Below are 12,161 nucleotides of genomic sequence, written 5' to 3'. Positions count from 1 at the left end.
TTTAATTTTCCAATGTTTCTAATTTTAAATTCAAATGTACTTTGTATTTATTATCCATTTGTTTAATCGTTAATTGATGTGCATTTGGATATAAAATATTCAGTCTGTTTTTAATATTAGTTAAACCTATTCCAGAGTTGTTTGGGTCTTTAATTTGGTTTTCAATTTTATTTTCAATCCAAAAATCCAAAATATTAGCTTCTATGCTAATTTTAATTTTTACAAAAGCGGCTCCTTTGTAATCGGTTCCATATTTAAAAGCATTTTCTATAAACGAAATCAGTAACAAAGGTTCTATCAGTTTGTTTCGGGTATCGCCGTGAATGTTTAAATAAATATTTTCAATGTTGTTTAATCGAAGCTTCTGTAGATCGATATAGTTTTTAATATAGTTGATTTCTTTTTCTAAAGATACAGCTTTGTTGTCAGTTTCGTACAACATGTAGCGCATCATTTCAGATAAAGTAACAATAGCATCCGGAACCAAATCCGATTTTTTATATGCTAAAGAATAAATGCTATTCAGGGCATTGAATAGAAAATGCGGATTAGTTTGCTTTCTTAAATAGTTTAATTCTGTTGAGGTTTTATTCGTTTCAGAAATTAATTTGTTTTGTTCATTAGTATAAAATTCTGAAAGTGTTTTGATTAGTGTACTTATCGAAACAATAAATAAATAAAATAAAGAAGGAAAAAATTTAAAGAAAAATGGAGGTTTTTTTTGAAACATTTTATCCCGAATAATTTCCTTTCCATTAATGTCAAATATTCTTTGATCCATTAATGGTCTATGAAATTCAGGGCTGAAATAGAATATTTTAATAGTGGTTAAGATCGTAACAATGCCTATGATAATTGCTAAATAAGCGGTGTACTTTTTTTGCAAAAGTAATTTAGGTACAAAATAAAAGTAGTTTGCATAAAAAAGTAAAATACCAGCAGACCATTGTACATAAAATTCTGAATTGATTTGGCTGAAATTTTGATAAAAAGGGAGTAAGGAGGTAATTATTAAAAAGCACCAAATGATACTGTGAATCAGTATTTTGTTAGAATTATTATTTGAAATTCCTTCTAAGTTCATCTAGGTTTTAATTGACAATAAAATTAAATCTTTTTTTGTAATTGTAGGCGATGTTTGAGATTTCAATTTTTCTAAAACCAAGTTGCCTACTTTGAGTGCTTCAGCTTCGGTTTCAAATGACTTTTCATTTTGAATGACCGGAATGATGGATTGTTTGATAATAATTTTATCGTTGTTTTTAATTACATATCCCCAGCCAGTAGTAGTTTTCATGGATTCCAGAGTTAATCCTTGTTTGTTATTGCAGGCTGCTAACAGCAAAGTAAAGCTTATTAGAACAATAAAAAATCTTTGTTTGAATATAAAATTCTTCCGGAATGACATCCGGAAGAATTGAAACTGTTTACTAGTTGTCATCATCATTTTGTTCCTCTAAAGGTTTAAATTCCCAAACATCATCATAATATGTTGAACCTGATCGGCCTAATAATACAAAACCTCTTTCGTTGATTCCAAAACCTATAGCGTCAGTTCTTCCTGAACCTTCTAGCGAAGTTTTTTCATTCCATACATCTGTTGTAGGATTGTATTCCCAAATGGTTTTTGAACTTGCTCCCGCTACAATATAACCTAAGCCATTCATTGAAAAAGCTGAAGCATTACTACGCACAATGTTGTAATCGTCATTGTAAGAATCATCATCATCATCGTCCTGGTCGATATCACGTTTTCTGGTCCATGTTTCTGTACTTGGATCAAACATCCAAAAATCAGTTTGATATACATCATTGTTTACTCCTGTTCCTAAATAAGCTTTGTCATCAATTACAAAAACAGCCGCATTGCGTCGTTTGTTTCCGCTAAAACCGTTTAATTGTGTCCAGGTGTCAGAATTAGCATCATATTGATAGAAATCTTTTAGATAATTTCCATCGTAACCAGTTCCAAAATAGCCTTTTCCACCTACTTGAAAACCTACCGCCGAATAGCGTGCTGTTCCAGCAAAGTCAGTTTTTTGTGTCCAGGTATTGTTGTCAGGATTGTATTGATAGAAATCTTTTAACTTATTAGTTCCATCGTATCCTAAACCAATATATCCATTCCCATCGATTGAAAATCCGGAAGCAGAACTTCGGGCTACTCCTGTGAAATTGGCTTTTTGTTCCCAATAATCGCCATCGGAATTATAGGCCCAAAGATCTTTTAAATATTCATCTCCGGTATATCCCGTGGCAACATAAGCATAAGAACCTATCACGAAACTTGCTGCGCTTGATCTGGCCGGTCCATCAAATGAAGATTTTTTAATCCAGTTACCTAATAATTCTTCGTCGTCATCATTATTCGTACAACTTACAAATACCAGACCTAATAATAGCATGGTAATTAATGTTCTTCCTTTTAAAATAGTCATAATTTAGTTTGTTTATTACGGTTTGTATTTTATGCCAATATTGAAAAGGTATCCGTTACTGGCATCGAAATTAAATTTTGTTGTCCCCTTGTCATCGGTCAAGGTGTATTGTTTGTTAAATTGGTATCCTCCCTGAAAATTCAAAAACCAATTTCTATCTACATTTCTTTCATATTCTAAGGTGGTGGTCATTTGAGAAAAACTTATTTTAGAAGCTCTCAAATTGTTACTTATCGTCTTGCTTTGATCGAGCTTGTAGAATTCGCCATCAAATGAATTTGTCAGGCTAAAGTGGTTACGTTCGTTGTTAGAATATTGTATGCTTGAATTTGGAAAACCTACTTCAAAAGATGTTTTAGCGTTCAGTTTACTATAAAATGCGATTGTTGGAAGTATTGTAGCTTTTCCAAAGACACTCATTCTTTCTACACCTAATTCAATATTATTTTTTTGATTGAAAGCATATTCAAATGTTGCTCCTCCAAATACATTGATAGCTGAAAAATCCAGATTATTTTCAAAAGCAGCTACAGTTTTCAATTCTAAATTCAAGGCTGTTTTTTTGTTAAATTGATGTTTGAATTCCAGATCGTTTTCTATTCGATTGAAATTTATTTTATTTTCAGCCGAATAGTAATTGTCTAAATTATAATTCAAGACAGTGTTTTTATAGCCAGTACTGTTAGTGATTTTGTTTTTCTCATCAACATTTTTATAAAATGAGAATCTGGCTTCTGTTTCATTTTTTTTTAATGTTTCTGTTGGAACAGTTTTTAGATTCAATTCTAATGAGTAGCCATTTTGACCAGCTGCTTTCAGAATTGAAATCATAAAAATCAGTATTGTATAATATTTTAATTTCATTTATTTTTTTATTGCTTCAAAAGTATATTCATTAGCTTTTTTAAAAAAAGAAGATATATAGATGCCTCTTTTTCATAGACAAAATGGTTTATTTTAAAGCTGAATGCTTTTTGAAAAACCTATTCGATTTTGTAGATTAAAAACAGCTTTTTATAGATGTAAAATCCTCGATAGTATATGTTGTTAGGCTTGGTTGATAGTGCTCTGCTATATTTGTCCAAAAAATTTTTATGTACAGATTGTTTACAGTGCTGTTTTTGGGAATACTATTTATTTCATGTGATTCTGATGTGGATGCAGGTGAATTTGTGGTTGGTTCTGATAACTTATCGGTGACTAATAAGGTGATATTAATTGATACCGCTACAGTTGAGGTTTCGACAATTAATTTTGATTCATTGAAAACCTCTGGTCAAAGCCGAATACTTTTAGGAAATTATGATGATCCTATTTTCGGGAAAGTAAAATCGGATAGTTATTTTCAACTGACTTCTACTTCTTATAATTTACAAACTACAAGTTCAGATACTGAAGGAGCTAACTATGTTTTTGATTCGATCAGAATGGTTTTAGTTCCGGATAAATACTATTACAATGATACTACTAAAGTACAGTCGATAAGTATACATCGTTTGTTGCAAAAGGTAAAACCTAATACTGAGGATGATAGTTTTTATAATAATTCAAGTTTGAATTATGATGCAGTAAGTCTAGGTACAGCTTCCTTTAAACCATTACCTAACCGACAGGATACTGTTTTTGTAAAAATGGATGCTGTTTTTGGAGATGCACTTTTTCAAAGGTTAAAGAAGCGAGAAATTACCACCGAAGATGAGTTTGTAGAATATTTTAAAGGATTAGCAATTCGCACGATTTCTGAAAATTCTTCTTGTGTGATGGGCTTTAAAGTAACAAGTAAATTACAATTGTTTTATTCGAAAAAAGTAACGGAGTCAGAAACATCATTATTAAAAGAATTTACTATTGATGATATCACGAAGCAATTTAATCGTATTTCTTTGGATAGAACAGGAACAATTTTAAAAGATTTGCCCGGAACAACAGAACGATTATCGAGTAATCTAACCGAAAACAAATCTTTTATTCAATCGGGAACGGGATTAGCGTGTCGAATTGATTTCCCTAGTATTAAAGAGTTAAGATACATTACCGAAAAGGGAACGATTGTAGATGCAAAGCTAATTATACGCCCGGTGAATAACACTTATTCTAAAACTTATCCACTCGCTGATTCCTTAAGTGTCTATGTTGCTGATAAGCTGAATCGAATAAAAGGAACCTTGAATTCGGCTTCCGGTTATCCTATTTATGCTATCCTGAATAAAACCGAAGATGAATTTGATGAAAATATAGGTTACAGCATTCCGTTGGGAACTTTTCTTTACAACGAAATGATTAAACAATCAGATGCAAAATCGGCTTTGATTTTAACGATTCCAAATATTTCTAATGGAGTGAATCGTTTGGTTTTGGGTAACCAAAATAACACTGGAAATAAAATTCAATTGAAAATATATTATATCTCTTATTAGATGAAAAATGCAATCAAAATAATAAGCCTTTTGATTTTAGTCTCATTTAGCACATACGGACAAAGTTTGTCAAGTTCTCCGTATTCCATTTTTGGATTAGGAAGCCTTTATGATTCTGATTTTGGTTCTATTCCCAGTATTGGATCATCAGGAGTAGCTTTAGCTTCTGGTAGATTTATCAATAATTTGAATCCGGCATCGTTAGGGTTTATGTATCAAAATCACTTTCTGTTTGATGTAGGAGGTAATGCTATTCAATCTTCGTATCAAAACCTTTCTAAAAAAGAAAATCGCAATAATATCCAGTTTTCTCATATTGCTTTTGCTTTTCCTTTAAGTCCTAAATCGGCAGTGAGTTTAGCGTTAAAGCCTTATTCCAGTGCTGGTTTTAAAATTTCAGACTATAAATTACCTATTCAGGACAGTAATGAGGAGTATACTTTGAGTGCTATAGGAACTGGTGGTTTGAATAATTTTGACATATCGTATGCACATCGAATTGGAAACAAATTATCTTTAGGTTTATCAACTTCTATTCTTTTTGGGACTACTAAAGATTCCAGAGAATATGTGATTGCTAATTCTGTAACCACAATAGATAAAGAGTCGACATACAATGGAGCCCGATTAAATTTAGGTGGACAATTTAAAATAGATTCGACTTTTACTATTGGAGCTAATTTTAAATCGCCTTCCAGAGTTAATGCTTCTAAAGTGCAGTCGGTAGTGACTTATAATGCCGAATTAGAAGCATCTAATACCGTAGAATCAAATGAAAAATCGGATACTGACGATTATTATTTGCCTTTTGAATTTACAACTGGATTTAGTAAATACTTTCGAAATAATTTAAATTTAACGATGGATTATGAAAAGGCTTTTTGGGTGGATACTAAACAGGCAGATATTTATGGTAATTATTTGAATCAGGAAAAATTTAAAATGGGGCTTTCCTATCGAAAAGAAAAAAACATCCGAACTTATTTTGATAAAATTCAGTTTTCAGCCGGATTAAATTACGATACAGGTTTTTTGGAAGTTGATCATAAAAGGATTGAAAGTAAATCCGTTTCTTTTGGACTGACTTTGCCTATAGAAAATACTTTTTCAGCACTTAATATATCCTATTCGTATGGTCAAAAAGGGAGAATAAGTAATGGTTTAATAAAGGAGAATTACCATAAAATATCGGTAAATCTTTCTTTGGATGGAATTTGGTTTGTGAAAAGAAAAATCAATTAGATTAAAAATCTTTTTCTTGTACAACATAGGTGCCGCCTAAAATTGTTTTTAAAACATTAGGATTGGTATTGGTGTAAAAAATGGGCTCGTTGTCGTTTCCTGGATTAAAACCGATTTCTTTTAATACGTTTTGTGTTTGTCTTGCCACGGCCAAACCAGAATCAATTATCTGAATATGATCGGGGATGATTTTTCTTATTTGAGGGATGAGATAAGGATAATGACTGCAGCCCAGTACAAGAAAATCAATATTAGCTTCTATCATTGGTTCTAGATAGGAGCGAAGGAGTTGATCCATCTCTGGCGAATCGATTTTGCCATTTTCAATGAGTTCAACTAAGCCAAAGCCTATTTGTTCAATGATTTTTGTTTCAAAGAACATCTCGGTGGTTTTGTTGAATAATTCGCTGTTTAAGGTGCCTTTGGTAGCCAGAATACCTATTACTTGTGTTTTAGAGTTAATAGCGGCAGGTTTAATAGCGGGTTCAATCCCTATGAAAGGAACGTTGTATTTTGCTCTTAATTCTCTTATGGCATTTGTTGTTGCTGTATTGCAGGCTACAACTATAAGTTTGCAATTCATGTCAAGCAGAAAATCAGTATTTTTCATGCTTAATCGAATGATTTCTTCTTTGGATTTTTCTCCATAAGGGGCATTTTTGCTATCTGCTAAATAGATGGTTTTTTCGTTAGGTAAAAGATTATGTATCTCTTTCCAAATTGAAGTGCCTCCAATACCAGAGTCAAAAACGCCTATAGGTTGCTTGTTATCCATTAAAACAAATTTAATAGCTGGAAATTAATTTTCCTAAAAATTAAGTATAAAAAAACCGCTCATGTTTCTATAAAGAGTGAGCGGTTTTTTTAATGTTATAAGTTTCTAAATTTTAGAATCCTAAGTCTTTTTTAACGTCTGCAGTAATGTTTGGACCATCAGCTAATAAAAGAGAAGAACCATCTAAAATGTATTGGAATCCTTTAGCTTTACCTACTTTTTGGATTGAAGCTCTCACTTTTTCCATTAAAGGTTTTACAATGTCAGATTCTTTTTGTTGTAATTCTTTTTGAGCATTGTCTCTAAAATCAACAATTCTTTTTTGCATGTCTTGTACTTCTTTAGAACGTTCAGTGTTCACAGCCTCAGTTACAGTAGCAGATTCAGATTCGTATTTTTTCAATTTAGCTTGGTATTCTTCTACCATTTTTTTGTAGTCTGCATCGTATGTAGTGCTTAATTTTTCCAATTGGCTTTGAGCATCAAGCATAGCAGGCATTTTTGACATAATCTCACTCACATCTACATGGGCAGTCTTTGCTTGTGCATTGATGGTTTGGTTTGCTCCTAAAACGAAAAGAGCAGCAATTAATAAAGTTTTAATTTGTTTCATTGGTTTTAAAATATTAAGTAATTAATTTATTGTTTTAATTTTTCTTCTCTAGCAGCTTTGATAGAGTCTCTTTCTCGGATAATTTTTAATCTTCTTTCTTCTAATGCTTTTTTACGATCTTCAATAATTTTTTTTCTTTCTTCGATAGTTTTAGCTTTTGCTTCTTCTGCTTTTTGTTTGGCTACTTCGGCTTCTTTTTTTGTATCTGTAGTCGTAGTTTTAGAAACTTCGGTTTTTACAGTACTGTTGTTATCTGCTTTTTTAGCTGTTTCAGAAACAGTTTCACTTTTTTTAGCGGCCCTTTCGTTAAGTATTTGTTGTCTTCTTTCTTCTAATGCTTTTTTACGATCTTCAATCGTTTTGTTTCTATCTTCAATAGCTTTCGCTTTCGCATCGGCTGCTTTTTGTTTGGCTACTTCTGCTTCGGTTTGAGTGTCAGGTGTTGCAACTTTTTGAACCTCATTTTTAGCAGTTTCAGAAATCGTGCCAGTTTTTTTAGCAGCTCTTTCGTCTAGTATTTTTTGTCTTCGTTCTTCGTATTCTTTTTTCTTTTGTTCTACAGCCGCTTTTCTGTCAGCTATGATTTTGTCTCTAGCTACTTTTCTTTCGTCTAATATTTTTTGCCTTTCCGCTTGTCCCGGATTATCATTAAGGGCATCTTCTTTATTTTCTTTAGCCTGTTCTTCGGCTAATTCTTTTTTGCTTAGTTGTTCTCTTTTTTCTGTGCGGGTAATGATTCTTAAAACCTGATCACTAACATCGTATCTTTTATCAGCAAAAAGCAAACTCAAATCAGAGGACTTGTCAAATATGAAATCATATTTTTTTGCTTCAGCAATATCCTGAACAGCTGTGAAAACCTGATCTTGAATTGGTTTTACTAATAAAGCTTTTTGACTCATTAATAATCCGTTTGGGCCAAATCTTTTTTGTTGCAATTCTAATAAATCATTTTCCAAAAAACTAATTTCTGTTTCACGTTCTTCGATTAATGACTTTGTTAAAAGTGGTTTTTCGGCAGTAAGTGCCTCTTTTATTTTCTTAATTTCTAGTTTTTTAGTTTCAATTTCCTGTTTCCATTTCTCTGCTTTTTCTTCTAGTAGAGCGTTAGATTCTTTATAGCTATTTACATTTTCTAAAATGTATTCCATATCAATAAAGCCTACCCGGTTGCCTCGGGTTGCTTGGGCACTAAGGCTGTTCACAGCAATGGTGGCTAAAAATAGAAATAAAAAATATTTTCTCATAACGCAAAGTTTTAGAAAATCAGAAACCAATTTTTTTAGAATTGTTGCCCAATTATGAAATGTGTTTCCCATCCATTTGGTGTTGAAGAACCTGGTAAGGCGTCAAATCCATGACCAAAATCGATTCCCAATAATCCAAATGCCGGCATGAATACTCTTAAACCAACTCCCGCCGAACGCTTGATGTCAAATGGATTGTAAGCTTTAAAGTTTTCAAATGAATTACCCGCTTCTAAAAAAGCCAATGCATAAATGGATGCTGCAGCTTTTAAAGTTATAGGATAACGCAATTCCATAGAAAATTTATTGTATACTGTTGCTCCGGCTTGTGTTCCGTTTACTACAGGTGTTAAGGAGTTGTTAGGGTAACCTCTTAATTGTACAGTTTCTCTACCGTCCATTGAGTAGTTCGCCATTCCGTCTCCTCCAACAAAAAATCTTTCAAAAGGAACCAAGCCTCTGGCTTGATTATATGCTCCAAGGAATCCAAATTCAGTTAATGTTCTTAAAACAAATTTACCATAAACTTTTGTATACCAATCAGCTTTGAATTTAATTTTATAATATTCTAACCAATTGAATTTCTTTTGGTCGACTTTTCCTTGGTCTACAGCTGCTTCTTCTGCTGTGTCAACTTTATTGTTGTTAGTGTCTAGGTAGGAATTCTTTGGAATAATAATATTACCATTGGCATCTTTTACATCAGCCTCCGCTCTTTTTTTGTATTCGTCTTGATTTTCTAAGTCACCATAATTAATACCGTTAAATAACGAGTAAGGTGGTGTGATTTTAGCCGAAATACTAAATTCAGATCCGTAGGTAGGGAAAATTGGGTTTACCCCTTTGTTACTTCTGGAAAGTCCTATGGTATAGGCAATATTTTTTGAAGCACCATCTCCAAAAGTAAATAGTCCAACATTATAATTATTCAAATCATAGCTTTGGTAACTGATAGATTGAGATAACACAAAAAAGTCATCCGGAACAGTTAACCTTTTAGCAAGTCCAAGTGATACAGTGAAAATGTTAAAACTTCTACTTTTATCTACGGTATAAGTAGTGTAGTTATTGGCAAATTGTTTACTGTATGAAATAGAAGAGCTAAATTGTACTGGTTTCTTTTGTCCAAACCATGGTTCAGAGAAAGACACACTGTAGGTTTGGAAATAAGTACTTCCCTGTAAACGTAATGATACTTTTTGTCCGTCTCCCATAGGTAATGGTTTATAGGCGGCTTTGTTTCCTATATTTCTAACCGAGAAGTTATTGAAAGAGAGTCCTAATGTTCCAATGAAACCACCTCCACCGTAACCTCCCTGAAGTTCGATTTGGCTGGAACCTTTTTCTACAAGGTTGTATTCAATATCTACAGTTCCGGCGGCCCCGTCAACATTCTTGAATTTAGGGTCTATCGCTTCAGGATCAAAATAGCCTAATTGACCAATTTCACGAACAGTTCTTACCAGTTCATCTTTACTGTATTTTTGTCCTGGTTTTGTTCTTAATTCTCTGTAGATAACACGGTCATTAGTTTTATCATTTCCTACAACCGTAATGTGATTAAAATAAGCTATTGGACCTTCAGTAATTCTGATTTCAAAATCAATGGTGTCATTGGCTGTTTTTACTTCTACAGCGTTGATATTTGAAAATAAATAACCATTATTTTGGTATAAATTGGTAATATCTTCTCCGTCAGGTTTCGACTTATCGGCAATTCTTTTTTCAAGAATCACACCGTTGTATGTTTCTCCTTTTTTGATTCCCAGATAGCGTTGTAAATCTTGATCGGAATATACAGTGTTGCCTAGGAATTTAATATTACCAAAGTAGTATTTGTTTCCTTCTTCAACATTGATTTTAATTCCCAGAGAATTTTTTTCTTTGTTATAGGCAACAGTATCCGAAACGATACGGGCGTCACGATAACCTTTTTCTTTGTAGGCTTCGATTACTTTGTCTAAATCTTCTTTGTATTTGTCTTTAATAAATTTAGAAGCTTTTAATAGACGAATAGGATTTCTTTGTTTGGTGTTTTTCATGGCTTTACGCAAGCTTTTGTCAGAAAGTTTGCTGTTGCCTTCAAAGTCAATATTACTAATTTTTATTTTATCCCCTTTGTCTACAGTTACAACCATGTTTACCTGGTTTGTAGCTGAGGTGTCTTTTACAACGTTGATATTTGCTTTTGTAGTAAAGTATCCGTCTTTTTTGTATTTATTTTCAATATAATTTTTAGTAGTAGTAATAAGGTTTTCATTAACTACTTTACCTTTCGTAAGACCGTTATCTTTAATAAAAGTTTCTACTTTACCTTTTTTTACTCCTACAAATTTTACATCGTTTAATTTAGGAAGTTCTTTGATATCTAAATCAAGATAAATACTATCATTGTCTATGTGGTTAATGTAAAAAGCAATTTCATCAAAAAGGCCTAGTTTACCTAGTTTTTTGATAGCAGCACTTATTTCTTCTCCTGGTACTGTAATTTCTTGTCCTTTTTGTAAGCCAGCAAATGTGACTACAGTCTGGTCGTTAAAACTTAGTTTTTTTGTAAGTTCAACCTTGGCTAAAATATATTTTTTACCCTGATCAAATGGTACTCTGTCTTGTGCCTTAATTTGTGAAAAACTACCCAAAAAAAGTAGGGTAAGTAATGCTTTTATACTCTTATTCAACACTAAAAAATTATTTAATTTGTTCACTTGTTTTTCCAAATCTACGTTCTCTTTTTTGATAACTAATAAGCGCCTCATAAAGGTGCTCCTCTCTGAAATCAGGCCACATAACTTCAGAAAAAAACAATTCAGCATAAGCAATCTGCCAGAGGAGGAAATTGCTGATCCTGTGTTCTCCACTTGTTCTGATTAATAAATCTACATCAGGTAAATTTTGCGTGTAAAGATGCTGATTTATAATTGAATCGTCAATAGCGTCAATTGAAATTATATTATTTTTAACTTTATCAGAAATCTTCTTTACAGCATTTACTATCTCTTCTCGCGAACCATAACTGAGGGCTAGCGTTAAGGTCATTCGAGTGTTGTTTTTTGTTTTTTCTATAACATCCAAAAGTTCTTTTCTTGCCTTTTCAGGCATCATATCGAGATTTCCAATGGCGTTAAGTTTAATGTTGTTTTTTTGTAAAGTCACTAACTCTTTTTGTAAAGATTTGATTAATAACTTCATTAAAGTTTCAACTTCAAGTTTTGGTCTGTTCCAGTTTTCAGTCGAAAAAGCATATAAAGTCAGGTTTTGAATCCCTAACTTGGCGCAGTTTTCAATAGCTATTTTTACAGATTTGGTGCCGTTTTCATGACCAATTGTTCTTAAGAATCCCTGTTGTTTTGCCCAGCGACCATTTCCATCCATGATAATGGCTAGGTGTCTGGGAAGTTTTTCTTTATTTATTGAATCTAATATACTCAT

11 protein-coding genes are annotated in these 12,161 nt (G+C 32.4%); 2 read left to right on the top strand and 9 right to left on the bottom strand.

Annotated features, from left to right (window positions below; all coding sequences use genetic code 11):
* Position 1 precedes the first annotated feature (1 nt).
* From AAEO59_RS00495 to AAEO59_RS00480, 4 genes are all read right to left on the bottom strand, one after another.
* Positions 2-1,084 (bottom strand): sensor histidine kinase, encoded by a 1,083-nt coding sequence (locus AAEO59_RS00495; protein WP_341698803.1) that lies wholly within the window; start codon positions 1,082-1,084, stop codon positions 2-4.
* Positions 1,085-1,297, bottom strand: coding sequence for a DUF4907 domain-containing protein (locus AAEO59_RS00490; protein ID WP_341698802.1), 213 nt, complete (start codon positions 1,295-1,297; stop codon positions 1,085-1,087).
* Between the two features lie 133 nt (positions 1,298-1,430).
* The gene (locus AAEO59_RS00485; RefSeq protein WP_341698801.1) at positions 1,431-2,438 is read right to left on the bottom strand and encodes a Kelch repeat-containing protein; all 1,008 of its coding nucleotides are present in this window, start codon (positions 2,436-2,438) and stop codon (positions 1,431-1,433) included.
* A 15-nt stretch (positions 2,439-2,453) separates the two neighbouring features.
* Positions 2,454-3,269, bottom strand: coding sequence for a DUF6268 family outer membrane beta-barrel protein (locus tag AAEO59_RS00480; RefSeq protein ID WP_341698800.1), 816 nt, complete (start codon positions 3,267-3,269; stop codon positions 2,454-2,456).
* Positions 3,270-3,532: 263 nt separating this feature from the next.
* Here AAEO59_RS00480 and AAEO59_RS00475 point away from each other — a divergent pair, with 263 nt between their 5' ends.
* Together AAEO59_RS00475 and AAEO59_RS00470 are read left to right on the top strand one after the other, a co-directional pair.
* Positions 3,533-4,855, top strand: coding sequence for a DUF4270 family protein (locus AAEO59_RS00475; RefSeq protein WP_341698799.1), 1,323 nt, complete (start codon positions 3,533-3,535; stop codon positions 4,853-4,855).
* Positions 4,856-6,097, top strand: coding sequence for an aromatic hydrocarbon degradation protein (locus AAEO59_RS00470; RefSeq protein WP_341698798.1), 1,242 nt, complete (start codon positions 4,856-4,858; stop codon positions 6,095-6,097).
* A gap of 1 nt (position 6,098) precedes the next feature.
* Here the strand turns inward: AAEO59_RS00470 and murI are convergent, their stop codons facing one another.
* The 5 genes from murI to AAEO59_RS00445 form a co-directional block, all read right to left on the bottom strand.
* Positions 6,099-6,872 carry a glutamate racemase gene (gene murI / locus AAEO59_RS00465; RefSeq protein ID WP_341698797.1) on the bottom strand — a complete coding sequence of 258 codons (774 nt, stop codon included), beginning with the start codon at positions 6,870-6,872 and terminating at the stop codon, positions 6,099-6,101.
* 112 nt (positions 6,873-6,984) lie between these two features.
* Positions 6,985-7,485, bottom strand: a complete 501-nt coding sequence (locus tag AAEO59_RS00460; RefSeq protein WP_341698796.1) for an OmpH family outer membrane protein — start codon at positions 7,483-7,485, stop codon at positions 6,985-6,987.
* Between the two features lie 26 nt (positions 7,486-7,511).
* A complete protein-coding gene (locus tag AAEO59_RS00455) occupies positions 7,512-8,732 on the bottom strand; it encodes an OmpH family outer membrane protein (RefSeq protein WP_341698795.1) in 1,221 nt (406 codons plus the stop codon).
* Positions 8,733-8,767: 35 nt separating this feature from the next.
* Entirely contained in the window at positions 8,768-11,488 is a 2,721-nt protein-coding gene (gene bamA, locus AAEO59_RS00450) for an outer membrane protein assembly factor BamA (protein ID WP_341698794.1), read from the bottom strand.
* Positions 11,421-12,161, bottom strand: a complete 741-nt coding sequence (locus tag AAEO59_RS00445; RefSeq protein WP_341698793.1) for an isoprenyl transferase — start codon at positions 12,159-12,161, stop codon at positions 11,421-11,423. The genes bamA and AAEO59_RS00445 overlap by 68 nt, the downstream gene beginning before the upstream one ends.

The sequence above is a fragment of the Flavobacterium flavipallidum genome (assembly GCF_038289905.1).
Taxonomy (GTDB): domain Bacteria; phylum Bacteroidota; class Bacteroidia; order Flavobacteriales; family Flavobacteriaceae; genus Flavobacterium; species Flavobacterium flavipallidum.
This window is presented reverse-complemented; position numbering and strand designations above follow the sequence as displayed.